General features: G+C 71.2%; 22 protein-coding genes. 9 read left to right on the top strand and 13 right to left on the bottom strand.

Annotated features, from left to right (window positions below):
- Positions 1-69: 69 nt before the first annotated feature.
- Positions 70-4146: a discoidin domain-containing protein gene (locus ELQ39_RS32020; RefSeq protein WP_242595447.1), complete on the top strand. Its 4077-nt coding sequence runs from the start codon at positions 70-72 to the stop codon at positions 4144-4146.
- Between the two features lie 496 nt (positions 4147-4642).
- Here ELQ39_RS32020 and ELQ39_RS32015 read toward each other — a convergent pair whose 3' ends face one another.
- On the bottom strand, positions 4643-5212 hold the full coding sequence (locus ELQ39_RS32015; protein ID WP_190003462.1) for a hypothetical protein: 570 nt from the start codon (positions 5210-5212) through the stop codon (positions 4643-4645).
- 450 nt (positions 5213-5662) lie between these two features.
- On the opposite strand from ELQ39_RS32015, the gene ELQ39_RS32010 reads away from it, so the two are divergent.
- Positions 5663-6196 carry an EF-hand domain-containing protein gene (locus tag ELQ39_RS32010; RefSeq protein ID WP_225643723.1) on the top strand — a complete coding sequence of 178 codons (534 nt, stop codon included), beginning with the start codon at positions 5663-5665 and terminating at the stop codon, positions 6194-6196.
- A gap of 77 nt (positions 6197-6273) precedes the next feature.
- Here ELQ39_RS32010 and ELQ39_RS32005 read toward each other — a convergent pair whose 3' ends face one another.
- From ELQ39_RS32005 to ELQ39_RS31990, 4 genes are all read right to left on the bottom strand, one after another.
- Positions 6274-7179 carry a class I SAM-dependent methyltransferase gene (locus tag ELQ39_RS32005; protein ID WP_242595445.1) on the bottom strand — a complete coding sequence of 302 codons (906 nt, stop codon included), beginning with the start codon at positions 7177-7179 and terminating at the stop codon, positions 6274-6276.
- A gap of 78 nt (positions 7180-7257) precedes the next feature.
- Complete coding sequence (locus ELQ39_RS32000; protein WP_242595443.1) at positions 7258-8364, bottom strand: NAD(P)-dependent alcohol dehydrogenase; 1107 nt, start codon at positions 8362-8364, stop codon at positions 7258-7260.
- Positions 8365-8367: 3 nt separating this feature from the next.
- The gene (locus ELQ39_RS31995) at positions 8368-9771 is read right to left on the bottom strand and encodes an aldehyde dehydrogenase family protein (protein WP_242595441.1); all 1404 of its coding nucleotides are present in this window, start codon (positions 9769-9771) and stop codon (positions 8368-8370) included.
- Positions 9772-9779: 8 nt separating this feature from the next.
- Complete coding sequence (locus ELQ39_RS31990) at positions 9780-10535, bottom strand: (5-formylfuran-3-yl)methyl phosphate synthase (RefSeq protein WP_242595439.1); 756 nt, start codon at positions 10533-10535, stop codon at positions 9780-9782.
- A 547-nt stretch (positions 10536-11082) separates the two neighbouring features.
- Here ELQ39_RS31990 and ELQ39_RS31985 point away from each other — a divergent pair.
- Positions 11083-11952 carry an alpha/beta fold hydrolase gene (locus tag ELQ39_RS31985; RefSeq protein ID WP_242595438.1) on the top strand — a complete coding sequence of 290 codons (870 nt, stop codon included), beginning with the start codon at positions 11083-11085 and terminating at the stop codon, positions 11950-11952.
- A gap of 233 nt (positions 11953-12185) precedes the next feature.
- Here the strand turns inward: ELQ39_RS31985 and ELQ39_RS31980 are convergent, their stop codons facing one another.
- The gene (locus tag ELQ39_RS31980; RefSeq protein ID WP_242595435.1) at positions 12186-12791 is read right to left on the bottom strand and encodes an NAD(P)H-dependent oxidoreductase; all 606 of its coding nucleotides are present in this window, start codon (positions 12789-12791) and stop codon (positions 12186-12188) included.
- An 82-nt stretch (positions 12792-12873) separates the two neighbouring features.
- Between ELQ39_RS31980 and ELQ39_RS31975 the strand changes: the two genes are divergently transcribed.
- Entirely contained in the window at positions 12874-13452 is a 579-nt protein-coding gene (locus tag ELQ39_RS31975) for a TetR/AcrR family transcriptional regulator (RefSeq protein ID WP_242595433.1), read from the top strand.
- 290 nt (positions 13453-13742) lie between these two features.
- Here the strand turns inward: ELQ39_RS31975 and ELQ39_RS31970 are convergent, their stop codons facing one another.
- The 4 genes from ELQ39_RS31970 to ELQ39_RS31955 form a co-directional block, all read right to left on the bottom strand.
- Positions 13743-14642: a LysR family transcriptional regulator gene (locus ELQ39_RS31970; RefSeq protein WP_242595431.1), complete on the bottom strand. Its 900-nt coding sequence runs from the start codon at positions 14640-14642 to the stop codon at positions 13743-13745.
- Positions 14643-14809: 167 nt separating this feature from the next.
- Positions 14810-15667 carry an NAD-dependent epimerase/dehydratase family protein gene (locus tag ELQ39_RS31965; RefSeq protein WP_242595429.1) on the bottom strand — a complete coding sequence of 286 codons (858 nt, stop codon included), beginning with the start codon at positions 15665-15667 and terminating at the stop codon, positions 14810-14812.
- Between the two features lie 538 nt (positions 15668-16205).
- A complete protein-coding gene (locus ELQ39_RS31960) occupies positions 16206-17090 on the bottom strand; it encodes a hypothetical protein (RefSeq protein WP_242595427.1) in 885 nt (294 codons plus the stop codon).
- Positions 17091-17668: 578 nt separating this feature from the next.
- On the bottom strand, positions 17669-19282 hold the full coding sequence (locus ELQ39_RS31955) for a ricin-type beta-trefoil lectin domain protein (protein ID WP_242595425.1): 1614 nt from the start codon (positions 19280-19282) through the stop codon (positions 17669-17671).
- A 355-nt stretch (positions 19283-19637) separates the two neighbouring features.
- On the opposite strand from ELQ39_RS31955, the gene ELQ39_RS31950 reads away from it, so the two are divergent.
- The gene (locus tag ELQ39_RS31950) at positions 19638-20612 is read left to right on the top strand and encodes an L-threonylcarbamoyladenylate synthase (RefSeq protein WP_242595423.1); all 975 of its coding nucleotides are present in this window, start codon (positions 19638-19640) and stop codon (positions 20610-20612) included.
- Positions 20613-20648: 36 nt separating this feature from the next.
- Here the strand turns inward: ELQ39_RS31950 and ELQ39_RS31945 are convergent, their stop codons facing one another.
- The 3 genes from ELQ39_RS31945 to ELQ39_RS31935 form a co-directional block, all read right to left on the bottom strand.
- Complete coding sequence (locus ELQ39_RS31945; protein ID WP_242595421.1) at positions 20649-20963, bottom strand: hypothetical protein; 315 nt, start codon at positions 20961-20963, stop codon at positions 20649-20651.
- A 154-nt stretch (positions 20964-21117) separates the two neighbouring features.
- Positions 21118-21759, bottom strand: a complete 642-nt coding sequence (locus ELQ39_RS31940; RefSeq protein ID WP_242595419.1) for a carbonic anhydrase — start codon at positions 21757-21759, stop codon at positions 21118-21120.
- A 276-nt stretch (positions 21760-22035) separates the two neighbouring features.
- A complete protein-coding gene (locus tag ELQ39_RS31935) occupies positions 22036-22419 on the bottom strand; it encodes an ArsR/SmtB family transcription factor (protein WP_190003447.1) in 384 nt (127 codons plus the stop codon).
- A gap of 93 nt (positions 22420-22512) precedes the next feature.
- Between ELQ39_RS31935 and ELQ39_RS31930 the strand changes: the two genes are divergently transcribed.
- From ELQ39_RS31930 to ELQ39_RS31915, 4 genes are all read left to right on the top strand, one after another.
- A complete protein-coding gene (locus ELQ39_RS31930) occupies positions 22513-24483 on the top strand; it encodes a heavy metal translocating P-type ATPase (RefSeq protein WP_242595418.1) in 1971 nt (656 codons plus the stop codon).
- The gene (locus ELQ39_RS31925) at positions 24480-24896 is read left to right on the top strand and encodes a (2Fe-2S) ferredoxin domain-containing protein (RefSeq protein WP_242595417.1); all 417 of its coding nucleotides are present in this window, start codon (positions 24480-24482) and stop codon (positions 24894-24896) included. The genes ELQ39_RS31930 and ELQ39_RS31925 overlap by 4 nt, the downstream gene beginning before the upstream one ends.
- Positions 24897-25017: 121 nt before the next feature.
- Positions 25018-25188: a 50S ribosomal protein L32 gene (rpmF, locus tag ELQ39_RS31920; RefSeq protein WP_027733907.1), complete on the top strand. Its 171-nt coding sequence runs from the start codon at positions 25018-25020 to the stop codon at positions 25186-25188.
- A 6-nt stretch (positions 25189-25194) separates the two neighbouring features.
- Positions 25195-26382, top strand: coding sequence for a GTP-binding protein (locus ELQ39_RS31915; RefSeq protein ID WP_242595416.1), 1188 nt, complete (start codon positions 25195-25197; stop codon positions 26380-26382).
- Positions 26383-26904: the final 522 nt, after the last annotated feature.

Below are 26904 nucleotides of genomic sequence, written 5' to 3'. Positions count from 1 at the left end.
TCATCCGGTCCCGCCGCACGGTGCGGAACCGGTCATCGCGCCCTGCGCTCCTGAGGGGACGTCACACACATGACCGATCGATCGGGTCCGTCGCGCCTGCCGTCGCGACGGGCCGTAGTCACCACGGGCCCCGTCCTGCTGGCCGGGTTCGGCCTCGGTGCCGCGCTGCCCGGGTCACCCGCCGCTGCCGCCCCCGCCGGCGCACGGGCCGCCGGCGGTGAGCTGGCCCGGTACCGTCCCGTCACGGCGTCCTCCACCGCCTACGCCGCCACGCCCGGGTCGTTCGTCGTCGACCGCCTCACGTCCCCGGGCGTCAAGGGCAGCGGATGGCGCGCCGAGGGCGGCGATCCGCAGTGGATCGCCGTCGACCTCCAGGCGATCGGCGAGGTCACGCGCATCCGTCTCACCTTCGAAGCCGACGCCTCCGACCCGGTCTACACGCCCCCCGTCGAAGGCAATGTGCACAGCGGCACCACCGGCGACGAGATCCAGTCGAGCTACTCCCTGGTGTTCGAGGTGGAGACCTCCCTCGACAACGAGTCCTGGACAGCCGTGTACCGCACCGCTCAGGGCACCGGCGGCGTGGTCGACATCCAGCTCCCGCGCCCCGCCCGCGCCCGCTGGGTGCGCCTGATGTCCCGGAAACGTTCCAGTCCCCTGCCCCTGGGTCTCAACGGTTTCGAGGTGTACGGCACCGTCGAGGGCCGTCGCCCCGCGGTGAGCGGCTGGACCGACTGGGGGACCCGTCCGGGCAAGCCGCCGAAGCTGACCGTCGCCGACGACGGGACCGTCCCCGTGGAGTCGGGCTGGCGGCTCACCCTGGACGACTGGGCCGGGGCGGACGGCGCCGCCTTGTCGACGACCTCCGTGGACACCGCCGGCTGGCTGCCCGCCACCGTCCCCGGCACCGTGCTCGGCTCCCTCGTGGAGCAGGGCCGGCTGCCCGACCCCGTGGTGGGCCTGAACAACCTGCGCGTCCCCGAGGCCCTGTCGCGCCACGCCTGGTGGTACAAACGGGATTTCGCGCTGCCGCGGGGTCTGCGCACAGGAGCCGGCCGACACGTCTGGCTGGAGTTCGACGGCATCAACCACAAGGCCGACGTCTGGCTCAACGGCAAGCAGGTCGGCCAGCTGACCCATCCGTTCGCCCGTGCCGCCCTGGACGTCGCCGAGCACCTCGCCGAGCACGGCGACAACGCGCTCGCCGTACGGATCTCGCCCATGCCGGTCCCCGGCAGCCCTGGTGACAAGGGCCCCGCGGGCGAGGCGTGGGTCGACGCCGGCGCACAGCAGATGAACCTCAACTCCCCGACGTACCTCGCCTCCTCCGGCTGGGACTGGATGCCCGCCGTACGTGACCGGGCTGCCGGCATCTGGAACCACGTCCGGTTGCGGTCGACCGGGCACGCCGTCATCGGCGACCCGCGCGTGGACACCACCCTGCCGAAGCTGCCGGACCTGTCGGTCGCGGAGGTGACCGTGGTCGTCCCGGTCCGTAACGCCGGCACCGACGACCTCCGCACCACGGTCACCGCGTCCTTCGACGGAGTACGCGTCTCCAGGACCGTCACCGTGAAGCCCGGCCGGAGCGTCGACGTCGTTTTCACCCCCGACACGTTCGCCCAGTTGAAGCTGCGCGACCCCGAACTCTGGTGGCCCAACGGGCTGGGCGAGCCACACCTGCACGACCTCACCCTGACGGCGTCCGTCGACGGCCGGGAGAGCGACCGTCGCACCGCGAAGTTCGGCATCCGCCAGTTCGGCTACGAGTACGACGTACCGCTGCCGTTCACCGCGTCCGGCGACGCCTGCACGCAGACCGTGACGTTCGAACGGCAGCAGGCCCGCTACGTCCGCATCAGATGCCTCACCCGGGCCACCTCCTGGGGAAGCTCCCTGTGGTCCCTCTCCGTCGGCGACAGCGCCCGACCCGGCATCGACCTCGCACTGCACGCGGCCGCTGAGGCCTCCAGCTCCGACCAGGACGACCACGGCCCCGCCAACGCCACCGACGGCGACGACACCACCCGCTGGTCCTCCAAGTTCGAGGACGACCAGTGGATACGCGTGGACCTGGGCTCGCTCCAGTCGTTCGACCGGGTCGACCTCACCTGGGAGCAGGCGTACGCCAAGACCTTCGTGGTCCAGGTGTCGGCGGACGACTCGGACTGGACCGATGTGAAATCCGTCGACAACGGGGCCGTACCGCTCCCCTTCGCCAACGGCAACGCCAGTCTCCAGGTCGAGGACTTCGAGCGGACCACCGCACGCTATGTCCGCCTGCAGTGCGGTCTGCGCAACACCAGCTGGGGCAACTCCCTGTGGAGCCTGAGCGTCGTCGACACCGACGACCCCGGCACCGACCTCGCACTGCGCCGGACGGCCACCGCCTCCACCGAGGAGCCCGACAAGCCGGCCTCCCACGCCACCGACGGCGATCCGAACACCCGTTGGTCGTCCGCGTACGAGGACCACCAGTGGATCCAGGTCGACCTCGGATCCCCGCGCTCCTTCGACCGCATCGCCGTCCTCTGGGAAACCGCCTACCCGAAGACCTACGTCGTCCAGGTGTCCGACGACGGTGACGACTGGACCGATGTCACCTCCGTGTCCAACACCCCCGACCCGCTGAAGATCAGCGTCAACGGGGTGCGGGTACTGGCCCGCGGCGGCAACTGGGGCTGGGACGAACTGCTGCGCCGCATGCCGGCGGAGCGCATGGACGCGGCCGTGCGCATGCACCGCGACATGAACTTCACCATGATCCGCAACTGGGTCGGCAGCAGCGACCGCGAGGAGTTCTTCGCCGCCTGCGACCGCCACGGCATCCTGGTGTGGAACGACTTCCCGAACGCGTGGGGGATGGACCCGCCGGACCGTGACGCCTTCATCTCGCTCGCCCGTGACACCGTGCTGCGCTACCGGATCCACCCCTGCGTGGCCGTCTGGTGCGGCGCCAACGAAGGCAACCCTCCCGCCGCCGTCGACAAGGGCATGCGGGAGGCGGTCACGGACCAGGCACCCGGCCTGCTCTACCAGAACAACTCGGCCGGAGGGATCGTCACCGGCGGTGGACCCTACGGCTGGGTGGAGCCGGAGAAGTACTTCGACCCGATGACGTACGGCAGCAAGGACTTCGGCTTCCACACCGAGATCGGCATGCCCGTCGTCTCCACCGCCGAGAGCATCCGCAACATGACCGGCGACGAACCGGAGTGGCCGATCGGCGGCGCCTGGTACCACCACGACTGGAGCGAGCGCGGGAACCAGGCACCGCAGCACTACAAGGCGGCCGTCGAAGCACGCCTCGGCGAGGCCGGAGACCTGGACGACTTCACCCGCAAGGCCCAGTTCGTCAACTACGAGAACACCCGCGCCATGTTCGAGGCGTGGAACGCCAACCTGTGGGACAACGCCTCCGGCCTGATGCTGTGGATGTCCCACCCCGCCTGGCACAGCACGGTCTGGCAGACCTACGACTACGACTTCGACGTCAACGGCACCTACTACGGGGCCCGCACCGCGTGCGAACCCCTGCACGTCCAGGCCGACCCGGTGAAGTGGCAGGTCGTCGCCGTGAACCACACCGCGGCCGATCTGCGCGGCGCCAGCGTCACCGCCGAGCTTTTCGATCTGGCCGGCCGGCGACTCGGCGCGACGCGGCGGACCCGGCTGGACATCGCCCGGTCGGCCACCGCCGAGGCCTTCACCTCGGCATGGACGGAGGACCTTCCCGACCTCCATCTCCTCCGGCTGACGCTGAAGGACGCCCGGGGCACGGAGGTGTCGCGGAACACGTACTGGCGCTACCGCGACCCCGCGTCCCTGCGCGATCTGAACAGGACCAGGCAGGTCAAGCTGACCGGAGGGATCACCGCGGTCTCGCGTTCGGGGGCCCGCCACTCACTGACGGCGACGGTCCACAACGGAGGGGCGGCGGTGGCCGCCATGGTCAGGCTGTCCCTGCTGGAGGACGCCGGGGGCCGCCGGGTGCTGCCGACGCTGTACAGCGACAACTACCTGTGGCTGCTGCCCGGCGAGTCCCGCACCGTCCGCCTGTCCTGGCCGGCAGGGGCGTGCGCGTCGAGGACCCCGGTCCTGACCGCGCAGGCCTACAACAGCCCGGTGGCGACACTCCGCGGCTGAGCGGCCGGCCCGTGCCGGTCCCGGCGGCCCCGCGCCGGGACCGGCACCTTCTCCGGTACGAGGATTCCCGCCGTACGCGCGGCGCGCGGCCGGAGGCCAGGACGGCAGCCGCGCGGGGCCGCTGTCACCGGGGCATGAGCCGAACCCTGGTCGGCGCGGGCCACCGAGACCTGCCCCTCACGGACGGAGGCCCGCCGGGAGCCCTGTGAACTCGCCGCACCCTTGCTCTCAGCATCAGTGGGCCCCGACGGTGCACCGCCTGCAGACTTGGGCGCTCACTCCGGTACGACGTAGCGAAGCCGAAGGACGCGGGGGTGCCGATCACGTAGGGCAGGACGTCGGGGAGAAGTTGTCCGGCGACGGTTCGTCCGTAGCCCGTCGGGGCGGCCGAGGTGCCGGTGGCCGCGACCACCTTGGCCACCTGGTCGGCGATCGTCCTGCCGAAGGCGGCGACGTCCGTTCTGCCGCCGCGGCCCTGCCACCCCTCCTGCGTGCGCTACTGCATCAGGTGGGTCATGGAACGGGCCCGTTCCCACATGCCGGGGATCTGCTCCACCGGGCGTTGCTGTTCGCCGTGCAGGGCGTTGAGCACGACCAGGCATCCGGTCAGGGCCGGCACCGCCCACTGGACGGCGGTCAGCTGCCGCCGTGCCTTGTCGAGGTCGATCGGGTGCTTCTCGGCCTGTTCGACGTCAGCGGGGTCGGTGGAGGAGGCCAGCTCGACCTTCTTGCCCAGGACACGCGCGTAGGCGGTCGCGGCCAGGGCCGCGGCGGTGACGACGGTCTTGGCCGCGGTGGAGGCGCCCACGCCCTGCTGGGTGGCTACACGGTGCGCGTTCACGGCGAGCAGCCCGCCGCCGCCGAACAGGTGGGCTCCGATCGCGGCGGCGTTGACCGGCGTCCACCTGGCCCAGCCCGAGGAGGAGATCCGGTCTCGGCTCGTCTCCGTGCTTCCTTCGTCCTGAGCCGCGCCGTTGAGGCCCACCGCTCCCATCAGCGAGCCCCCGAACCAGGCGGCCAGACCGACATCGTGCAGGCTGCGGATGACGGTGTTGCGTTCAGACATGGAAAAGCTCCCTCGGGATCGGCCGGAAGGGCTCGGCCTACGTGAACGGCGAAGCCCAGACCCACCGTCGCCGGACCGTGCAGCCACCGCCATCACGGCAGGCCAACCGGGTGAACGCCGCACAGGCTGTGTCACATCCGACCTGGCACCGGCACAGGGGGCAGGAACCGTCCCTACGGCGGGCAGCGCACAATGGGTCAGCAGTTGCCGGATCCTGACGTCGGCTGCCTCCCTCTGCGCCGAAGCGTCACGTCATATGAGCCGATCAACGGGATCGATCGGAACACCCTGGCTTTCACAGGCACGGCATCGAACGTGTCACACCCGCTCATTCAGCAGTTCCCCCGGCACCAAAAGCGAAGATCGGGATCCCGCGGCTCCTTCCGGCGGTTCCATGGGGGCACGGATGCAGGCCCGAACTCGTCGGGTCGCGGAAGACAGGTGACGCACATGCGAGATGAGGCCGCCAAGCGGGTCGAGCTGGTCTTCTCCCTCTTCGACGCCAACGGCAACGGAGTCCTCGACTCCGGCGACTTCGACCTGATGACGGGCCGCGTTCTGGAAGCGGCGGCCGCTTCGGACGACGGTGCCAAGGACGCCATCAGAGCCGCGTTCCGCCGCTACTGGACGACGCTGGCCACGGAACTGGACGCCAACGGCGACGGTGTCATCTCCGTGGACGAGTTCCGTCCCTTCGTGCTGGACCCCGAGCGTTTCGGCCCTGCGGTGGCCGAGTTCGCCGAGGCCCTCTCCGCACTCGGCGACCCCGACGGGGACGGCCTGATCGAGCGCCCCCTGTTCGTGTCGCTGATGAGGGCGATCGGCTTCGAGGAGGCGAACATCCACGCCCTCTTCGACGCCTTCGGTCCGGACGCCGACGACCGCATCACCGTGGCCACGTGGGCCGCCGGCATCGAGGACTACTACGCGCCGGACAAGGCGGGGATCCCCGGCGACCGGCTGGTGACGGCCCGCGCCGTCTGACCCGGCTCGCCAGGGGCCGTACCGCCGGCCGGCCGGTGCGGCCCCTGGCCGGACGTCCGCGTCGTCGGACCCGGGCGTCAGGGGGCGAGCTTGCGCGCGAACACCCAGCGGTTCCCCTCCAGCGCGTCGTTGGGTTCGGGGAGGGGGCCACGCCCGTGCCTCCTCGTGAACTCGAAAGGTGTGTGCATCGAGGTGGACCAGCCCCTGGCCGTCAGGGCGCTCGCCGAGTCGGGGCGTGGTCCCTTGTCGAAGAGGTCGAGCAGGTCGATGCCGATCAGCCGGCGCGTCGCCGTGTAGATCGAGCTGTCACGGTACGCCAGGAGATCCTTCTCCAGCTTGGCCTCGAAGGCCAGCGCACTGCCTGCGGCGGCCAGCCGGTCCACCGTGTCGACGAGATACGTCTCCGCGGGACCCGGCAGGTAGAAGAGGAGTCCCTCGGCCAGCCAGACGCTGGGTGCGGCGGGGTCGAAACCCACGGTGCCGAGCGCGCCGGCCCAGTCCTCACGCAGGTCGACCGGCACGGGAACGCGCTTCACCTCAGGAGCGGCCGACAGGCCCGTGAGCACCTGTTCCTTGAACGCCAGCACGCCCGCCCTGTCGATCTCGAAGACGACGCAGTCGGTCGGCAGGTCCAGGCGGAAGGCGCGCGTGTCCAACCCCGCCCCCAGGAGCACCACTTGGCGGGCACCCGCACCGGCCGACCGGAGGACGAAGTCGTCGAGCACCCTCGTCCGCAGGCCGAAGTAGCGGGCGAACCTCCCCCACAGCGGGTTGTCGTCCCCGTCCGGAACCTCCTCGATGCGCACCGGCCAGTGCGTGCAGGCGGGGGCCGCGCGCACGAAGTGCTCGGCGTAGGCGTCCTGGGCGAGACTGTCGTGGCGGTGGGTTTCGATGGCCCGTGACGCGGCGACCAGGAGGGCGGTCAGGCCCACTCCTCCGTCCACGCCTTCCGCGTCCGTGTGCCGGGGTGTCGTGCCTGCCATGCTGCCTCCGTCGGCGGGAGTAGGAACTGCGAGATGTCATGGGTCGGGCTGGATGGGCGCCCGGTGCCGCGGGCTCGGTCATTTGCTCGCCCTGTCCGGGAGCAGGACGGGTTTGACCGCACGGCCCGCGTCGCAGTCACGTTCGGCCTCGTTGATGTCGGACAGGGGGTAGGTGCGGATCAACTGCTCGAAAGGAAAGCGTCCCGCCCGCCACAGTCCGATCAGCCGGGGGATCAACAGCGCGGGCACGGCGTCCCCTTCGCAGATGTGGCGCACGCTGCGGCCTCGGTCGAGAGTGCCCGGTTCGAGGGTGAGCGGACCGTGGAGGCGCGCCACCAGTCCGAGGGTGCCGGTGGGACGCAGCGCGTGGAGCGCCTGGTTGATGAGCAGGGGTGAGGCGGTGGTGTCCAGCGCGTAGCGGGCGCCGCCGTCGGTCAGCCGCCGGATCCGCCCGGGCAGGTCGGGTGAGGCGGCGGGCAGTGGGATCGCGCCGAACCGCTCGGCCGCGGCGAGCCTCTCGGGATGCCGGTCGACTGCCACGGCAGGCGCGCCCGCGGCAGTCGCCGCCATGACCGCGGTCAGTCCGACGGCACCCGCGCCGAGGACGACGAGCGGGTCACCGGGACCGGCGCCGAAGGTGTTCAGCACGGCTCCGGCACCGGTGAGGGAGCCGCAGCCGAGGGGTCCGAGCAGTTCGAGCGGCAGTGCGGGATCGACCCGTACGGCGTTGCGAGCGGAGACGAGGGCGTATTCGGCGAACGAGGACTGCCCGAACCAGCGGGGTGCCAGCGCCTCGCCGGACGCGTCGGTGAGCCGGGCCGGCTCCTCCTCGCGTCCTCCGAAGAGGTTGAGGGAGGCGAAGGAGTCGCAGTAGGCGGGGGCCGCGCCGCGGCAGGTCGGGCAGTGCCCGCAGGAGTCGAAGCTGAGCACGACGTGGTCACCGACGCCGATCCCGTTGTCCGTGCCGCCTCCTGTGCGCACCACGACCCCGGCGCCCTCGTGGCCGAGGACGGCGGGCACCGGGCTCCGGCCGGCCGATCGCCGGACCGCGAGATCGGTCCGGCACATTCCGGTGCCCGCGATCTCGACCAGGATCTCGCCGACGGCCGGCTCGGTCCGCAGAACCACCTCCTCCATGGTGAACGGGGCGTCGTACGAGCGCAGTACGGCTGCCTGGAATCTCATGCGTCACGCCTCCCGCGGGCGGTGGACGACGAACGGCTGGAGGTTGCCGTACAACCCCCACGGCCCGCCCGCGACACCGACGCCGCTGTCCTTGACGCCCGCGAAGGGCTGGGCCAGGGACAGTTCCGCGTGGTGGTTGACCCAGGCGGTGCCGCAGTCGAGCCGCTCGGCCACCGCCTCGGCGCGGTCGAGATCGGTGCCCCACACGGAGCCGCCCAGACCGAAGCCGGTGCCGTTGGCGGCCTCGACGGCTTCGTCGAGACTCCGGTACGGAAGCACCGGCAGCACCGGTCCGAACTGTTCCCCGGTCACCACCGGGCTGTCGGGCGGCACGTCGACGAGGACGGTGGGTGCGAAGAAGTAGCCCGGCCCGTCCAGCCGGTGGCCGCCCGCCGCGGCCCGCGCGCCGTCCGCCAGTGCCTGCCGTGTGAACCCCTCGACGCGGGCCAACTGCGGGGCGTTGTTGACCGGGCCCAGCTCGGTCGCGGGGTCCAGGCCGGGCCCGACGGCGACGGTCTTCGCCCGCTGGGCGAGGGCTTCCACGACGTCGGCGTACAGCCGGGCGGGGACGTAGAGGCGTTTGACCGCCATGCAGACCTGTCCGCAGTTGCGGAACGCCGCCCAGAACAGCCGGTCGGCGATCCGTTCCACGTCGACGTCGTCGAGCAGGACGGCCGCGTCGTTGCCGCCCAGCTCCAGCGTCACCCGGGCGAGCGAGGCCGCCGCCGCCCGGGCGACCGCCCGCCCGGTGGACACCGATCCGGTGAAGGTGACATGGCGGAAGCCCGGATGGGACACGAGACGGGCACCCAAGGGTTCGCGGCCGGTGACGACGGTCAGGACGTCCTCGGGCAGGACTGCGGCGAGGACGGACCCCAGCATCCGGGTGGCCAGCGGGGTGAACGGAGAGGGTTTGAGGACGACGGTGTTGCCGGCGGCCAGGGCGGGCGCGAACTTCGACGCCGCGAGCTGCAGAGGAAAGTTCCACGGCACGATCGCGGCGACGGGTCCGAGCGACCGCCACCGGACCTCGCTGCGCACCGGCCGGCCGTCGTCGATCGGCCGGGTCCGGGGAGCGATGTCCGCGAAGTAACGCAGACGGGCCGCCGTACGGGCGACCTCCGCGTGCGACTCGGCCAGGGGCTTGCCCTGTTCCCGGGTGAGCGACCGGGCGAGGTCCTCGCCGGCCGCCTCCACCGCGTCGGCCGCCGCACGCAACGCGGTGGTGCGCGCGGCGGGGTCGGCCCGCCAGCCGCTCCAGGCCCGCTGCGCGCGGTCGATCACGGTGTCCAGTTCGCCCGGCTGCTGGTCGGGTGCCTCGTCGAACGCTTCGCCGGTGGCCGGGTCGACGACGGGGAAGCCGGCCGCCCCGGGGTCGGGCACGCGCTCGGGCTCGGTGGTCGGCATGGCCGCGGTCAGCGCGCTGCGGGAAGGCCGGCGGTGCGCTCCCGGTCGTACCGGTCCATCTCCGCCCGGAAGGCGGCCACCAGATGCGGCTGGATCCTGCCGGCGTTGCGGTCGCCGCCCTCGCAGACCGCCCCCCGTACGCCGACGATGTCCGTACCGATGCGGGTGAGTTCGCCGAGGTCGTCGTGCCGGACACTGCCCGCGAGGGCCGCGAGCCGGCTGGAACCGTGGGTCAGCCGGACGAACTCGGCGCAGACGTCGGGCGGAACATGGTCGAACAACCGCGTCCCGTCCTTCACTGCGGTGTCCAGCATGGCCGCGTCGGCGCCGGAGCGGGCCGCGATGTCGGGCACCGCGAGCGGGTTGACGCAGCCGATCCGGTGGGCGTCGGCATAGCCCGAGGCGACGACGAGTGCGTCCGGGTTGTGCTCCTTCACCGCCCGGACGACGGCGCGCATGACGTCGATGCCCTGGTCAGGGGTTGTGCATCCGTAGAGACCGACCTTGATGTACGTGGCTCCGGAGACGACCGCGCCGAGAGCGGCCTGAGCCACCGTGCCGGGCTTGTAGGGGACATCTCCCACGGTCGCGGACACCGGCTTGTCCGCCGGGACCGCTTCGCGTATCTCCCTGATGACCCAGGGGAAGTTCGCGCCGAGAGAGCCCTCGTCGGGCTTCTTGACGTCGACGATGTCGAGGTGTTGCGCCGCCTTGGCGCAGTCGAGCGCTTCCTCGACACCGTCCGGGGAGATGAGAAGCAACACCTGGCCTCCTTCGCCACGACCCGCCCGGTCGCTGACCGAGGGCCGTGGATCGCCTGGTTCCTGTGTGGTGCGCTCATCATTTCCGTCGCTCTTCGCACCAGAAAGGGCGCACAGAGTATTGATGGAGTGCTCAGGGGCGTGCCCTGCGCGCCGTGCGCACCGGAGTGAACGGGTCTGCGGCGGGGCCCGGTCATGCGGGCCGCCTCCATCTCGCCGACCGGATCGTCACTCGTCGGGACCGTCCTCGGTGCCCCGCGCGCGCACGCCGTGTCGTCAGGACCGTCCTCTTCCCCCGGAAGGGGCGCCTGCCGACTCCCTGTCGCCCGCGCCGGGCACCCATGGGCGATGCCGCCCGACTGCTCCGCCCGGAGCCGTGCCATGGCCGACGGCGAGCGCGACAGCGCACCCGGGCCCGCACCGGGTGGCGACGGCCCGGGCGAAGACGCGGAGGAGCCGGACGCCGTGCCGGTGACGCCGCACCACCGGTGAGGCCGCCCGACGCAAGCCGCACCGATGAGTTTCCGCTGCGGGGTCGGTCTGAAAGGGCATGAAGACGCACACTCTTGAGACAGTCGGCGCGGACCTCGTCTACGACGTGCGAGGGCCGCTGCCGGTCAGTGACGGACGTCCGCCCTTGATGATGATCGGGCAGCCCATGGACGCTTCCGGCTTCGTCACGCTCGCCTCGCGCTTCCCCGAGCGGACCGTCGTCACCTATGACCCGCGCGGCCTCGGCCGCAGTGTCCGCAAGGACGGACGAACCGACCACACACCGCGGACCCAGGCCGACGACGTGCACGCCGTCATCGAGGCGCTCGGGGCCGGGCCCGTCGAGATGTTCGCCAGCAGCGGCGGAGCGGTCACCGCGCTCGCGGTGGTCGAGAAGTACCCCTCGGACGTGACCACGCTGGTGGCGCACGAGCCGCCGCTCATCACCCTGACACCGGACGGCCCCGCAGCCGTGCGGGCGCGGGCCAGGGTTCGGGAAGCGTACGAGAAGCGGGGGTGGGGGGCCGGGATGGCGGCGTTCGTGGCCATGACCTCGTGGGCGGGCGAGTTCACCGACGCGTACTTCGCACAGCCCCCGGCCGACCCCGCCGCGTTCGGGATGCCCACCGAGGACGACGGCTCGCGCGACGATCCCCTGCTGTCGGACCGGTCGTGGGCGGTCAGCGGCTATCGGCCGGACGCCGACGCGATCACCGCCGCGCCGACCCGCGTGGTGATCGCGGTGGGTGAGGAGTCCGAGAACCTGCTGACGGCACGCACCTCCGCCGCGGCAGCTGAACTCCTCGGGCTGAAGGTGGTCGTGTTCCCGAGCCATCATGGCGGCTTCTGCGGTGGGGAGTTCGGATACCCGGGGAAGCCGGACGAGTTCGCGCTCCGTCTGCGCCAAGTCCTGGACGGTGACGCGTAAGACACCCCTTAGCGTTCGGCCCGCCCAGGTGGACCGGGCGCGCCGAACGCTCGAGGGTGCCCGTCGGCGACGTCGTTGTGCATACCTGGCGGCGTCCACCTCGGAATGCACCTGCGCCGGGGTCGTCCTCGACGAGCCCGGCGCTCACGGTGAGAACGGTCTCCCGGCCAGGCCTTCGTCGGCAGCGCCGCGCCCGCACCGACTACTGCCGACCCGCCAACCGGAAGACGGTCTCAGAGCAGCGCCCGCGAGCGGGCATGAATGGCTCCACTGATGATGCGCACTGCGTGGTCGACACTTCGCGCCGTGGCCTCGGAGGAAGGCTGCTCGGACTCGTAGACGAACGCCGTGGCACCACGCCGGCTGCCGCAGTAGTCGACGATTCCGTGCTCGATCTGCGTTCGCAGCGCTTCCTCGTACCCGTGGCGCTCATATGCGCCGGAGTCGCCGCCGGCGATGGGCAGAAGGTGGGTGGTGAGCCCCTGAAGCTTCGGTCGCAGACCCGAAGCCGGGGAGTGCTCGAAGGCCCAGCCGTTGACGAAGACGCGGTCTATCCAACCCTTCAGCAGCGCGGGCATCGACCACCAGTACACAGGGAAGATCAACACGAGATCGGTGGCCCGTTCGAGACGGCGGTGCTCTCTCACGATGTCGGCCGGATAGGTGCCGCTCCCCTGGTAGGCCCGTCGGTCCGCCAGGGTGAACGCGGGATCGAACCGCTCCCTGGCCAGGTCGGCGGCCTCGACGGACACGGGATGGAGTGCCGCCTCGAGCTTTTCCCTCACATGATGCGTGAGAGACGAAGGGTCGGGGTTCGCGACGACCAGCAGGGTGTGCATCGACAGCTTCTCTCCCTCGGAGACAACCTACTACTAGTAGCTTACTGGTAGTAGGTTACTCGTGGGTGAGAGAATGCCGGGCATGGCCGAGCGACGACTTTCCAGTGCCGAGCGGCGGGCGCAGCTCGTCGGCATTGCCCGCGACGTGATCGCCACCGAAGGTACGGACGCGCTCACGCTCGCGTACCTGGCGAGCAGAGCAGGGATCTCCAAGCCCGTCGTCTACGATCACTTCTCCTCGCGCTCGGCGCTTCTCCTCTCGCTGTACCAGGACTTCGACCAGCGGCACCTCGCCGACCTGCATGCTGCGCTGGCACACACGCCGCCGGATCTGCGGCAGCGGGTCGAAGCGATCGCGACGGCCCACGTCGCGTGCATCGTCTCCCAGGGCGTCGAGCTCAGCGGAGTGGCGGCCGCACTCGCCGGCACACCAGCCCTCGGCGAAGCCAAGCGGGAATCCGAACGCCGCTACGTGGACATCTGTCGGCACGCCATACGAAGCGCCGACGGCGGTGCGGACCTCAGCGAGGAAGCAGCCATCGCCTTCGTAGGCGCAGCGGACGCGCTCGGCTATGCGGCCGCCCGTGAAACGATCAGCCCGGAACTGGCTCGATCGACCATCACCACCGTGTTGCTCAGCCTCGTCGAAGCCTCTGGCTGAAGGACTCGGAGCCGTACAGCCGCTCCCGTGCCACCAACCTCGGGCGGTTGCGGCAGCTGACCGAGCGGCCGCTGGTCGTGCACTCACCGACCACTGCGGCCGTGGCCGGGACGCCCCCGGTCAGCCCGAGGTTGTCCCGCATGCGAGCCTTGTCGACCCGCCGCAGGCTCCCGAGAGCGTGCGTGGCCTGCTTCAGGCGGGTTCACGGTTGCCGCTGGGCGGCGACGACCTCGCCCGGCGAGCGCCCCACCCTCTGCTGGAGTCGAGGGGCCGGTCCGCGTGGAAACCGCTCAGTCCGAAGACGGCGGCGGGTCCTCGGTGTGGGGCCGGGCGAGGGTTTCGGTGGCGGCCTGTACGAAGTCGTGGACGAGGCGGGAGCGGCGGGCCGCCACCCAGGCGAGGGCCACCTGGTTGGGGCCGATGTCCTCCACGCGCAGCGGGATCACGTCCGGCCGCGTGTAGAAATTGGCGGTCGACAGCGGGAGCACGCAGACTCCCGCTCCGGCCGCCACCATTTCCAGCTTCTCCTCCACCTGGAGGATCACCGGGACCTCGGGGCGCCGCCCGCCCTGCGGTTCCTGTGCCACGTCGCGCCACTCGGGCACGGCGTCGGGATTCTGCAGCAGGTGCTCGGCGGCGAGGTCCTTGATACTCACCGAGGTCCTGCCGGCCAAGGGGTGCGCGGCCGGCACCATGACGACGCGGGGCTCCCGGAAGAGCGGACGCATCTGCAGACCTTTGCGGTCGACGGGCAAGCGCACGATGCTGACGTCGGCCCGGCCGTCCAGCAGCACCTCCACCTGGTCGTCCCACGTGGTGCGCAGCAGGCGCACGCTGACGTCCGGATGGTGCGCGGTGAAGGCGACCATGGCCGGGGTGACCGTGATGCCGGGCATGAAGCCGATGGTCAGCGCCTGGGTGCCCTGGGCCGCCGATCTGACGCGCCTCGTCAGTGCCTGGGCCGAGGCGAGCAAGGGAAGGGCGTCCTCCAGCAGTTGCTCTCCGGCCGGGGTGAGCAGCGTTCCGCGGCGGCCACGGTCGAACACCTCCGCTCCGAGGTCGTCCTCAAGGCTGCGGATCTGCCGGGACAGTACCGGTTGGGCGATGTGCAGCCGCTCCGCGGCCCGTCCGAAATGGAGTTCCTGCGCCACGGCCACGAAATAGCGCAGCTTCCGCAGATCAAGATCCATCCGGAATCACCGCCTGCTCTGTCGGAACGGCTCACCCGATCGGTCGGCCGCTGTGGACCCTGGCCGCCCTGGACGTCCTCCGGCACGGCCAGGGCAGTCGATCACCAATCTACCGGGCGGGCGCGCATCGCCGCCGAGACTGTCGAGGCAGCGATGCGCAGGTGTGCTCAGCCACGGGCGAGAACGGCCAACGGGTCGGTGTGCGCGGGAGTCCAGCCCAGTTCCTCCCTGGCCCGGGCCGGAGTGAACTGCTGGTCGAGCGCGAAGGCGTCGGCGATCGGGCCCATCTGTTCACGGGCCTGTTCTAAGCTGATCGAGGCGACCTTGCCCTCGATGCCCGCCGCCCGGCTGAGCGCCAGGGCGCACTCCTTTGCGGTGGGGTTGACACCACCGACACCGACGTACACCGAACCCGGCTCAGCCTTGAGCGCGGCGACGTACAGCTCGGCGATGTCGTCGACGTGCACCAGCGCCCAGCGGTTGGTCCCATCGCCGATGTAGGGGACGGCGCCGGCCTCCTTGCCCGGTGTGGTGAAGAAGATGTCGATCAGACGACTCTCGCCGCCGTACAGCAGTCCGGGCTGTACCACGACGGGGCGGCCACCGCGCTGAGCGCGTGCGAGGACGGCGTCCTCCACGGGCTTGCGCCAGGCGACCAGCGACGGCGGGTTCCACGGGGCGCTCTCGTCCGCCACGCCCTGGGTGTCGCCGTACACCCAGGTGCCGCCTGTGTGCACGTAGGGGCCGCTGCCGATGCCGTCCTGCATGGCGGCGGCGGCCTCCAGATCCTCGGCACCGGTTGCGGCCTGCGCCAGGTGGACGACGGCCTCCGCACGAGCAGCCGCGGCGTTCAGCTCGCCAAGGTCCTTGAGCCCGCCGCGTACCGGTGTCGCGCCGAGGGCACGGACGGTTTCGGCGGCGCGGTCGCTGCGGGCCAGGGCCTCCACGGTGTGTCCGTGCCGGATCAGTGCGCTGATGGCCGCCCTGCCGATGTATCCGGATCCGCCGGTGAGAAACACCCTCATGGTCTTGGCTCCTGTCAATGGCTCGATGTCCTTGCCCTCACAGCCTCCGTCCGGCAACGGCACCCCGTCCAAGACCTCTTTCGACTCCTCTGATACCCGTCAGGCATAACGCGGGCCAGTGGCCGAACGCACCCAAGCCGTTCGGCGTTGTCCGTGCCGCGCCTCAGGGTGCGGGGCATGGCCCGATCCTGGACTTGTCGTCGAGTTGAACATCGCTCCAGCGCCCGGCGGGCCGGCAGTCGACGGAGACAACCTGACCCTGTCAGCGGTTCCTGGGCGGACGGTTCCGGGACGGCCCGCAGCGTCTGCGCACCCTGGCACCTGGTGCCACACTTCCTGCCGATCCGTGCGTGCGAGGGCGGTGATACCCCCTGCTCCGAAGGGCCGGCAGACGATGCTGCACTCGGGAGACCCGCTGGGGCCCGACACCTGTGCTGCGGAGAGGAGGCACGGCTCTGGGCGTGGTGGACGGCGCCGCCCTCGGTCGCCCTGTGGAGAACGGCTCGTCCGGCGTCGTGTTGCGGGGTGTCTCCGCTTCTCAGTGGTGTCCGCTGCCGTCCGGCGTGTCGCCTGTACGAGGCTTCGCCTCGGAATGATCGTCCGTGTTCACCACAACCGCTGTCTCCAGAACATGTCGTTCCTCGATACGCGCGACGACACGCTCACGAGCCAGTTTACGGGCGGCACGTAGTTTGCCCTCTGCCGCGAACAGCGGAATCCACAACAGCCAGCCCCAGGCGCTGAAAGTGACCACTCCGGTGGTGACGAGCAGGCGGTTCACGCCGAGGGCAGCGGCACACGTGATCACATAGGCGGCAGTGCGGTGAGTCACCAAGTACCGCAGGGGTGCGTTCGCCCGGCCCTGCAACAGCTCGAGTGCTGCGGCCAGTTCCGCTTCCCGCATGTCTTCTCCCGCGGTCGCCGGAGAGGCCGCGTCAACGGTGCCGGCACGGAGCGCACCAGCCACCCGCTCGCTCAGTTCCGCCGACTCCGCCTGCTGCAGCTCGCCGCGGCCTGCGGCTGCGATCAGGTCGTCCCAATATCCGCGGCCCGCCCAGCTCAGGGCGTCGTCAACCCGCTGGCTCTCCGGCGATCCGGCAGGTGCCAGCTCATCGATGCGCGCCCGCAGCGTAGCCACCCGCCCCGCCCTGACCGGATAGTCGAAAGCGTCCGCGCGCAGACACAGCTCCAAGTAGCACACGAGCAGCCCCAGGTCGTCGGGAGCCAATGCCAGACCACTCCGGTAGGCGCGCTCCGCCTCGGCATCGTGATCATCCTCGTCCTCTGCGGCGTGCGCCTGGCCCAGCCATCGGTACAGCACCGCCGTCGGCCCCACCTGGTCAAGCCCTGCCTGTGCTGTCCGCCGCACGGCGGCAAATCCACCAGCCGCGTACAGCTCCGAGCACTGCTGCGCTACGTCCATGTCCCACCCCGGTCGTTCAGACCAGTACCTTCAACTACGGCAAGATCCACGTCAAGATCTGTATGACCGGTCTGCCACAGAAACTCGGTCAGAACCCACGGCCACCTGCCGCGCATCCCGTCGGCGCCCAAAGGGCATAGCCCCGCGGCGAGGGCGAACTCGGACGGCATCGCCCCGCCATTCGATGCCGTTGTCGAGGAGGTAGCGCGTCGATCATCTGCCGGTGGCAGTGGCCTTCGGACGGCCATCCCGGCCCGCCGGCCAACCCGGAACCGGCACCGGATCCCGCGCCCGACGCCCACTCGCATCATTGCCGCGTCAACCTTCGTGTTTTTGATCAGCCATGAAGCCGCGGATCACCGGGAAGCTGTGTGGTGGTGATCCTGGCGTTGATGTCGGCGTGGGACCACCTCATGCCACTGATCGGTGCGGAGGCAGTGATGCGCCGCCCCGTACCACCCGCCTTCCCCGTCGGCGACGGCCACCGTCGCGGAACTCTGCGCCGAGACGAACATCGGCCACCTCTCCCCCGGCGCCCGCCGGGCCAGATCCAGCAACGCAACGTGCGTGAATCCCGATCAGGCGGCCCCCGCCCGCCACCGTTGCCCGGGGCCTCCACCCGCCGAGTCCAGTGACAGCCCGTCCCCAGCTCCGCCGTCCGGGGTGACGGCCGTGCCGAAGGCGATGACCGGGCGGATCAGCCCGTCCTCGTCCACCGCGAACATCAGGTTCCGGCCGTTGCGGCCCTCCACCGAGTCGCACTCCCAGATCCCGACGCCCCGGTGCGTCGCTCCCCGGCTGTCGAGGCAGAAGTCGGGGTCGGCGGCCGACTGGAGCAACCCGCGGTCGTCGTCGACGCGCCATCGCTGGGTACGTGACGACGAACAGGAGGCCGTGATCACATCGGTTCCGTTGGTGAAGGCGCCGCTCACGTCGAGACACAGGCCCGACGCGACGTTCACCACCTGCGCGAACGAGCCGGAGAGCGGGCGCGTGGAGGAGGGCGGCGGCTTCGGGCTTGCCGTCTTCGTCGGTGAGGGACTCCTTGTCGGGGAGGGCGACTTCGAGGTCCGCGACGGCGAGGGTGACGGCGAGGCCGAGACCGACGGCGGCGTCCTGGACACCGTAGCCGTCACCGTCACCGCCACCGGTGGTGTACTCACCTGGGTGTTCGCCGAGCCCACCGGGTCGGGGGACGGCGATCCGCCCTGCGCCGCCAGGAACACCGCCACCGGCAGCAGGGCCGCCCCCAGCACCGCCGACACCAGCACGGTGCGCCGGCGATCCGGTGCCCGTTCCCGGTCCTCCGGCTCCCGCCCGGATCCGGCAGGGCCGGACCCGCTCCGCCACACGCCGGTGCCACCGGCCGCCCGCTCGCCCGGGTCACCCGCCGCGTACGCCGTGCCGCCCCACGGCAGCAGCCCCTCCGCCAGCGCTGTGCGCGGTGCGTCCCGCAAGGCCGCCAGCTCCTCGTAGGCCGTCGTGCAGTGCGGGCAATGCGTCATGTGGGCCTGCAGATCGGCGCTGTCACGAGGGCTGTCCGGCCGGATGGACTCCTCGATGAGGCGGCCGAAGTCGGGGCAGTCCGGGTCCTCGGAGGCGGTGAGACGGGCGCGCAGGCAGGCACGGGCCAGCTGCTGCAGCGCCGCGGCCGTACCGTAAGTGACGTCCTCCCGGGTCAGGCCGAGGAGGACGGCCGTCTTTTCCGTGGGTTCCCGTTCGACGATCCCGTACCAGATCAGGCCTTGAGTACGGGAGGACAAGGACTGGAACGCCGCGAGCATGGGGGGCACGGGACCGGAGGGGCCGACCGAGTTCAGGACGAGCAACAGCCCCGCGTCCAGGCCGGCCGCCCGGCCGTCCCCCGCCCAGGACCCGGCCGACCGGGCGACCAGCAGGAGGAGTTGATGGCGCCAGGGCAGTCCCGAGTCGATTCCGCGGGCGGTCCGACGGGCCGCCAGCGTGAACGCCTGGGCCGCCAGCTGCCGTGCCATGGACTCGTTGGGGGTGCACAGCCTGGCGTAGGCGAGGACGTGCGGATGATGGCGGGCGCGCAGTTCCTGGAGCGCCGGATACGCCGTGACCGTATCCGCGCGCAGCAGCTCGGCAAGCCGCGCGTCGGACGCGCCCTCGTGGATCCCGTGACCGGGCTCCGCACCGCCACGATCCCTGTCGCCGTCGGCCCGAGCCATCCCGCCGCCTCCCCTTGCAACCGTGCGACCCCGCGACCAGACCTGACGTACCGGCGGGTATGACGGCTCATGGTGGCGCAGGGCAAGTCGTGGGGAAAGGGTTTCCGTGGGTAACTCATGAGCTGCCGGCGAGAAGGCCTCGATGACGCAGTGGCCCTCCCTTGCGCGACGTCTGTCTGCGGCTGCCGGGGTGGTGGGCGCTCCGAGCCCGCTGCTGTCGGGAGAGAGCGAGAGCACCACGAGCAGCTCGTCGGGCGGCAACCGGGATCCGTCTTCGCACGAATCTTGCCGGGAGCAGCCCGCCGGCAGGACGTGGACTCTCTCGGAGCGGAGCGGTGGGAGAATCGCAAGAGTGATGGCAAGAACCAATGACATCGAGAAGGCGGCCGAGGTGCTGCGCGCCGGCGGCCTGGTGGCCCTCCCGACCGAGACCGTCTACGGTCTGGGAGCCAACGCCGAGGATCCCGCCGCTGTCTCACGCATCTTCCAGGTCAAGGGGCGTCCGCCCTCCCACCCCCTGATCGTCCACATCGGCGACGCGAATCACCTGGACGACTGGGTCGAGGACGTGCCCCCGGCGGCGCGCCTGCTGGCCGAACGCTTCTGGCCGGGACCGCTCACGCTGGTCCTGCGGCGCGGTCACCGCGTGCCCCTCGAAGCGACAGGTGGCCTGGAGACAGTGGCCGTTCGGGTACCCGACCATCCCGTCGCCCTCGCGCTGCTGTCGGCCTTCGGCGGCGGTGTCACGGCGCCGTCAGCCAACCGCTTCGGCTCGGTCAGCCCCACCACGGCGGACCATGTCCGTGCCGAGCTGGGTGATGCCGTTGACTTCGTGCTGGACGGCGGCCCTTGCGAGGTCGGCGTCGAGTCGACCATCGTCGACGCCACCGGCGAGACCCCGAGCATCCTGCGCCCCGGCGGCGTGACGCGCGAGGACCTCGAAGCGACGTTGGGGCGTCCGCTCGCGGTCCCCGCGACCAGTCACATCCGGGTGCCCGGTCAGCATCCCTCCCACTACGCACCGCGCGCCCGGGTCGTCCTCGTCGAGCCGGAGAAGGTCGTCGCCGAAGCCGAGCTCGCGCAGGAGTCGGGGCACCACGTCGGCGTCCTTCTTCCGCCCTCCCTCGCCGACGTCCCGGTGAAGGCGCACGCCATGGTGGCGGTCCCCGCCTCGATGGCCGCCTACGCGCGCGGGCTGTACGGGTTCCTGCGCGAACTCGACCAGCAGGGATGTGATCTCATCGTCGCCTCCCTGCCGGTGGAGGAGGGGCTGGGACTGGCGATCGCCAACCGGCTCCGCCGCGCCGCGGGGCCCCGGTCCATGGTGTGAGCAGCATGAACGCCATGCGAGAGACGTGGGCGGCTGTCACCTGAGGCTCGACGCAGGGGGGACGGCACGGGACAGGGGTTCCAGGTCGTCGTGCAGGGCAGCATGGAGTGCGGCGGCGAGTTCGCGGGCTCGTTCTTCGTCCCGCACGCCGTGCATCATGAAATAGACGGGTCCCGTGTAGGCGCCGAAATCGACCTCGCGGGCGTCAACCAGCCGGAGGATCGCAGTCCGGATGGCGTCGTTGACGGCATCGGTGACCCCGCGGCCGGGGCCGGCGGTGAGGGTGTCCGCCTTCACGGTCCAGTGCTGACCCTCGGCTTCGACGGCGACGAACACAGCGTTGTGCGCCATGGCGGTACGGTAGGCGTCGTGGAAGGCATTCGTACCGGTGGCGTCCGGGATGAGGTGAGCGGGGCAGGGGACCGGCAGTGGCTGCACCTGTGCATTCTTGCGCAGGGGTGCCGTCAGCGCGCCCCGCGACGCGACGGCACGTCCCGTTGAGCGGTCAGGACGCGGCGGTCTCCGCCGCTTCGAGCCCGTGGGAGGCGACGAGCTCCGCGGTGCCGTCGGCCAGGCGGTAGCGCAGGCCCACCACGGCGGTCCGGCCGGCGGCGACCTTGTCAGCCAGGACCCGGGAGCGGTCCAGCAACAGGTCGGCGGTGTGCCTTACGTGCTCGGCGAGGACCTCTTCCGGCTCGACCCGTCCGGCGGCCCGGGCGGCCAGCACGCTGGGGGTCACCCGCTCGACGACGTCCCGGACGTACCCGGCCGGCGTCATGCCGTCCTCCAGCGCAGCGCACGCCGCGCCGACCGCGCCGCACGAGTCGTGCCCGAGGATCACGACCAGCGGGCAGCCGAGCACCTCCACGCCGAACTCGATACTGCCCAGCACCTCAGGACCCATGACGTGGCCGGCGGTGCGCACCACGAACAGGTCGCCCAGCCCTCGGTCGAAGATGATCTCGGCGGCCAGCCGCGAGTCGGAACATCCGAACAGCACGGCGAAGGGCTGCTGGGACGGTGCGGTCTCGGCGCGGCGGGCGGCGTCCTGGTTCGGGTGCTCGGAGGTGCCGGCGACGAAGCGCTGGTTACCGGCCAGCAGCAGCTCGAAGGCGTCGCGGGGCGTCGGGGTCTGGATCTCACTCATGACGGCAGCTTACGAGTCGGCGCCAACCGTGACCGCACAGGCCCTCAGGTCATCGCCGGATCGGCTGAAACCGACCGCTCGGGCATCATCCCCAGGCTCCGGGCCTGGGCAGCCATGCCGCTTGAGCCCTGCGGCAACCCCCTGCACGATGCGGCTCTTTGCGCATACCTCATGCAGTCGTCATACCGCGGCGGCCCGTCGGCCCCTCCGGCACCACGCTTCGAAGCTCAGCGGGCAGGCAACTGACAGGAACTGCCCCGGTAGCGACCCGGCGTATCAGTCGGCGACGGCGGGCTCGGCCGGGGCGGCGGGGACGTCACGGACACCCAGGCGAAGGTGCTCGACGTGGTACAGGGCCTGGTCGAGGAGTTCGGCGACGTGGTTGTCGTGCAGGGCGTAGACGATCGAGCGTCCGTGACGCTCGCCGGTGACCAGTCCGAGGTTGCGCAGCAGGCGGAGCTGGTGGGAGCAGGCGGAGGCTTCCATTCCGACGGCCTCCGCGAGGTCGCTCACCGAGCAGGCGCCTTCCTGCAGACGGGCCAGGATGTAGAGCCGCGAGGGTGTGGCGAGGGCCTGGAGGGTGGCGGCGACGTCGGCGGCGCCGACGGCGTCGAGGCGCTCTCGGGTGGTGGCGCTGCTGGTGTCGGTTCCGTGGCCCATGCGGACATCATACCCATCACACCTGAAGACCTGTTCATACATTCCTGTATGGTGGACGTGTTGTCCCGTCCACCCGCGAAGGGTTGCTTTGTCATGCCTTCTGTCCTGGACCAGCGGCCCGCGCCGGCGGCGGCCGGGCCGCGCCCGGCTCCGCCCCCGCGGCGCACCCGGGTGCTGACACTGCCGGAGGTCCGGTGGGCGCTGGCCTCGCTGGTCCTGTTCCTGACCGCCCTCCCGCTCAACCTGCTCGGCGCCCCGGCCTGGTTGTGGGGCCCGCTGTTCGCCGCCACCTACGTCACAGGCGGCTGGGAGCCGGGTTGGGAAGGGCTGAAGGCTCTGAAGGACAGGACCTTGGACGTGGATCTGCTGATGGTGGTGGCCGCTCTCGGCGCCGCGGCCATCGGGCAGGTCCTGGACGGGGCGCTGCTGATCGTCATCTTCGCGACCTCCGGCGCCCTGGAGGCGGTGGCGACCGCCCGCACGGCGGACTCCGTGCGGGGGCTGCTCGACCTCGCGCCGACGACGGCGACCCGGCTGGTGCCCGGCGGCGAGGAAACCGTCGCCGCCGAGGACCTGGAGGTCGGCGACGTCATCCTGGTGCGGCCCGGCGAGCGGGTCGGCGCCGACGGTCAGATCCTGGACGGCGCGAGCGACGTCGACCAGGCCACCATCACCGGCGAGCCCCTGCCCGTCGCCAAGCAGGCCGGGGACGAGGTGTTCGCCGGCACCGTCAACGGCACCGGCGCCCTGCGCGTGCGCGTCGATCGGGATCCGGCGGACTCGGTCATCGCCCGGATCGTGAAGATGGTCGAGGAAGCCTCCGAGACCAAGGCCCCCACCCAGCTGTTCATCGAGAAGATCGAGCAGCGGTACTCGATCGGCATGGTCATCGCGACCCTCGCCGTGTTCGCGGTCCCGCTCGCCTTCGGCTCCGCCCTCCAGCCTGCCCTGCTCCGCGCGATGACGTTCATGATCGTGGCCTCGCCCTGCGCCGTCGTGCTCTCCACCATGCCGCCGCTGCTGTCCGCCATCGCCAACGCCGGCCGCCACGGCGTGCTGGCCAAGTCCGCCGTCGTGATGGAGCGCCTGGGACAGGTCGACGTGGTCGCCCTGGACAAGACCGGCACCTTGACCGAGGGCACACCCCGCGTCACCGACATCCGCCCCCTCCCCGGCTCCGGGCTGGACGAAGACGGTCTGCTCGCGCTGGCGGCCGCGGCCGAGCACCCCAGCGAGCACCCGCTCGCCCGCGCCGTGGTCGACGCCGCCCGCGAACGCTGCCTGCCGCTGCCCGAGGCGCTCGACTTCAGCTCCGCTCCCGGGCAGGGCGTGAGCGCCACCGTCGCGGGACGCACCGTCCAGGTCGGATCGCCCGCCCGTCTTCCGGACGCCACCGGGCCCGCGTCTGCGGCGGTGGCGGAGCTGGAGGAGACCGGGCGGACCGCGGTCCTCGTCCTGCGCGACGACAGCCCGGTCGGGGTGATCGGCATCGCCGACCGGCTGCGGCAGGACGCCGCCGCCACCGTCACCGCGCTCACCGAGCTGACCGGCCGAACCCCGGTCCTGCTGACCGGTGACAACGAACGCGCCGCCCGCCACCTCGCCGCACAGGTCGGCATCACGGACGTCCGCGCCGGACTCCTCCCGCAGGACAAGGCCGCCGCCGTACAGAAGTGGGAAGGCGAAGGCCGCAAGGTGCTGGTGGTCGGTGACGGCGTCAACGACGCGCCCGCCCTGGCCGCCGCGCACACCGGCATCGCCATGGGCAGGGCCGGCTCCGACCTCGCTCTGGAGACCGCCGACGCCGTCGTCGTCCGCGACGAACTCGCCGCCATCCCCACTGTCGTCGCCCTCTCGCGAACCGCCCGCCGCCTGGTCGTCCAGAACCTCGTCATCGCCGGCGTGTTCATCACCGCGCTGGTGATCTGGGACCTCATCGCCACCCTGCCGCTGCCGCTCGGCGTCGCCGGGCACGAGGGCTCCACCGTCGTCGTCGGTCTCAACGGCCTGCGTCTGCTGCGCGAAGCCGCCTGGACCAACCCGGCCCGACGAGGTGCCGAGTGAGCAAGCGCTCCCCCCGTCGCGTCCCCGCCCCCGGAGCCGGGGCGGGAGCAGAACGGCCCACGGTCGCGGTATGCCGCGGCTGCTGCTGCGGAACACCGAAGATCCCCGGACTCGTTCACGCCGCCCAACTGCGTGACCTGCGGCAGGCCGTGGGCGGGGCGGCAAGGGTGCGGGTGACCGACTGCCTCGACGCCTGCGAGCGGGCCAACGTCATCGTCATCCAGCCCTCCGCCACCGGCCGCAGGGCCGGCGGTCGGCCCGTCTGGCTCGGCCTGGTCAACGACCGGGACGCCACCGCCGACATCGCCGCCTGGGTCGCGAGCGGCGGCCCGGGCGTCACCGATCCGCCCGGCATTCTCGACCTCTACACCTTCAGCCCCTCGCGCCGAGTACGCGCCGAACTCGACGAGTAGGGCGCTTCGGGCCCTCGCGCCCGAGGATCCGCCGGCAGGGACAGGGCCATGAGCACATCGTAACGACATCCATTTTCATGTACTCTCCGTCTCGTTCACCGATCGCGTCCCGGAGGTCCTCATGGCCGTGCCCAAACGCAAGATGTCCCGCAGCAACACCCGGCACCGTCGCGCGCAGTGGAAGGCGGTGACGCCCCAGTTGGTCACCGTCACCGTGGACGGGGTGCCGTACCGCGTCCCCCAGCGGCTGGCCAAGGCGTACGAACGTGGCCTGCTGCGGCCCGAGGGCTGACACATCATGTCGCACACCCCCTCCGCGCGCCTGCCCGTCACCGTCCTCTCGGGATTCCTCGGTGCGGGCAAGACCACCCTGCTCAACCACATCCTCGGGAACAGGGAGGACCTCCGCGTCGCCGTCATCGTCAACGACATGAGCGAGGTCAACATCGACGCCGCCCTCGTGCGCGGCGGTGAGGCCGCACTGTCGCGCACCGAGGAACGCCTGGTCGAGATGACCAACGGGTGCATCTGCTGCACCCTGCGCGACGACCTGCTGGAGGAAGTGGACAGGCTGGCGCGCGAGGGGCGTTTCGACTACCTCCTCATCGAGTCCTCCGGTATCTCCGAGCCCATGCCGGTGGCCGCCACCTTCGCCTTCGCCCGCGACGACGGCGCCACCCTCGGCGACCTGGCCCGGCTGGACACGATGGTCACCGTCGTGGACGCCGCCAACTTCCTGCCGGAGCTGGCCGGCGGCGACGAACTGACCGAACGCGGCCTGGACCAGTACGAGGACGACGAACGCACGGTCAGCGACCTGCTGATGGACCAGATCGAGTTCGCCGACGTCATCGTCCTCAACAAGCTCGATCTCGTCGACGCCGCGTCCGCGGACCGGCTGCGGGCCACCCTCGCCCGCCTCAACCCCGCCGCCCGCGTGACGACGGCCGTGCGGGGCCGCGTACCGTTGGGCGAGGTCCTGGGCACCGGCCGCTTCGACCTGGAGCGGGCACAACAGGCACCGGGCTGGGTCAGGGAACTCAACGGCGACCATGTTCCCGAGACGGAGGAGTACGGCATCTCGTCGGCCGTCTTCCGCTCCTCAACGCCCTTCCACCCGGGGCGGCTTTGGACGTTCGTCACGGAGACACTGGACAGCGGCGCCTACGGGCAGGTCCTCCGGTCCAAGGGCTTCTTCACCCTCGCCAGCCGACCCCGTGTGACGGGACTGTGGTCTCAGGCCGGTTCGGTGGCCCGCTTCGAGCCCTCCTCCGCACGTGACGCCGACAGCCACTTCGCCCAGGAGCTCGTCTTCATCGGAACCCATCTGGACACTGAGTCGCTGCGGGCTGCTCTGACCGGCTGCCTTGTGCAGCAAGGCGAAGCCCTGCCCGCTTCGGACCCCTTCCCGGCCTGGGACACATACGGCTTCGACGAGAGCTGCGCGCACGAGCACGACCCCCTCACCACCATGACGGAGCGCTGAGACTCCGGGTCGGGCGGTGGTCGCGGCCACGGCACCGTCCGGCCCGGTACCACGCACGAAGTGAAGAAAGCAGCGCCTCTATCGACCGCGGCTTCGGACACTTCGACGGCCTCCCGAGTCTCACCGGTGCGTTGGCGCGCACCCTTCTCTTCGCCCGGCATGATCGACCTGCGTCGGCAGTTCTTCGCGGATGTCCCGCGACGGGCGGTGATCGCGGCCTCGGTGACGGACCGGGCGGAGCCGCGAAGGCGGTCTCTCACGCCGCCGGGCCGCACCTGATCGTCGCAGCGACCGCACTGCCCTCCCTGCACTAACCCGACGCGCGCGGGGTCCTCGGCCTCCCCGCCGACCACTCCCCGGACGCCCTGCCCGGAACCCGTGGTGGCTCAGTCTCCGCTCCTCCACCGGCAGTTGGCGTCCGCCGTCGCCGCGCAGCGGCTCCCCCACGCCGAGGGGTACCGGCTCAGCCCCTTGCACCTGCCTTGACATCCGCAGGCACGCTCGGCGACGGGCCCGGCCACG

Source organism: Streptomyces sp. GB4-14, assembly GCF_022696125.1.
Classification (GTDB): Bacteria; Actinomycetota; Actinomycetes; order Streptomycetales; family Streptomycetaceae; genus Streptomyces; species Streptomyces werraensis.
Note: the sequence above shows the minus strand (reverse complement) of the source record. Positions and strands in the feature narration are given on the sequence as shown.

Bases quoted from the DNA above. Each gene is read 5' to 3' on its own strand.
- ELQ39_RS32020 (WP_242595447.1), top strand. From the start codon at position 70: ATGACCGATCGATCGGGTCCGTCGCGCCTGCCGTCGCGACGGGCCGTA.
- ELQ39_RS32015 (WP_190003462.1), bottom strand. From the start codon at position 5,212: ATGTCTGAACGCAACACCGTCATCCGCAGCCTGCACGATGTCGGTCTG.
- ELQ39_RS32010 (WP_225643723.1), top strand. From the start codon at position 5,663: ATGCGAGATGAGGCCGCCAAGCGGGTCGAGCTGGTCTTCTCCCTCTTC.
- ELQ39_RS32005 (WP_242595445.1), bottom strand. From the start codon at position 7,179: ATGGCAGGCACGACACCCCGGCACACGGACGCGGAAGGCGTGGACGGA.
- ELQ39_RS32000 (WP_242595443.1), bottom strand. From the start codon at position 8,364: ATGAGATTCCAGGCAGCCGTACTGCGCTCGTACGACGCCCCGTTCACC.
- ELQ39_RS31995 (WP_242595441.1), bottom strand. From the start codon at position 9,771: ATGCCGACCACCGAGCCCGAGCGCGTGCCCGACCCCGGGGCGGCCGGC.
- ELQ39_RS31985 (WP_242595438.1), top strand. From the start codon at position 11,083: ATGAAGACGCACACTCTTGAGACAGTCGGCGCGGACCTCGTCTACGAC.
- ELQ39_RS31980 (WP_242595435.1), bottom strand. From the start codon at position 12,791: ATGCACACCCTGCTGGTCGTCGCGAACCCCGACCCTTCGTCTCTCACG.
- ELQ39_RS31975 (WP_242595433.1), top strand. From the start codon at position 12,874: ATGGCCGAGCGACGACTTTCCAGTGCCGAGCGGCGGGCGCAGCTCGTC.
- ELQ39_RS31970 (WP_242595431.1), bottom strand. From the start codon at position 14,642: ATGGATCTTGATCTGCGGAAGCTGCGCTATTTCGTGGCCGTGGCGCAG.
- ELQ39_RS31965 (WP_242595429.1), bottom strand. From the start codon at position 15,667: ATGAGGGTGTTTCTCACCGGCGGATCCGGATACATCGGCAGGGCGGCC.
- ELQ39_RS31960 (WP_242595427.1), bottom strand. From the start codon at position 17,090: ATGGACGTAGCGCAGCAGTGCTCGGAGCTGTACGCGGCTGGTGGATTT.
- ELQ39_RS31955 (WP_242595425.1), bottom strand. From the start codon at position 19,282: ATGGCTCGGGCCGACGGCGACAGGGATCGTGGCGGTGCGGAGCCCGGT.
- ELQ39_RS31950 (WP_242595423.1), top strand. From the start codon at position 19,638: ATGGCAAGAACCAATGACATCGAGAAGGCGGCCGAGGTGCTGCGCGCC.
- ELQ39_RS31945 (WP_242595421.1), bottom strand. From the start codon at position 20,963: ATGGCGCACAACGCTGTGTTCGTCGCCGTCGAAGCCGAGGGTCAGCAC.
- ELQ39_RS31940 (WP_242595419.1), bottom strand. From the start codon at position 21,759: ATGAGTGAGATCCAGACCCCGACGCCCCGCGACGCCTTCGAGCTGCTG.
- ELQ39_RS31935 (WP_190003447.1), bottom strand. From the start codon at position 22,419: ATGGGCCACGGAACCGACACCAGCAGCGCCACCACCCGAGAGCGCCTC.
- ELQ39_RS31930 (WP_242595418.1), top strand. From the start codon at position 22,513: ATGCCTTCTGTCCTGGACCAGCGGCCCGCGCCGGCGGCGGCCGGGCCG.
- rpmF (WP_027733907.1), top strand. From the start codon at position 25,018: ATGGCCGTGCCCAAACGCAAGATGTCCCGCAGCAACACCCGGCACCGT.
- ELQ39_RS31915 (WP_242595416.1), top strand. From the start codon at position 25,195: ATGTCGCACACCCCCTCCGCGCGCCTGCCCGTCACCGTCCTCTCGGGA.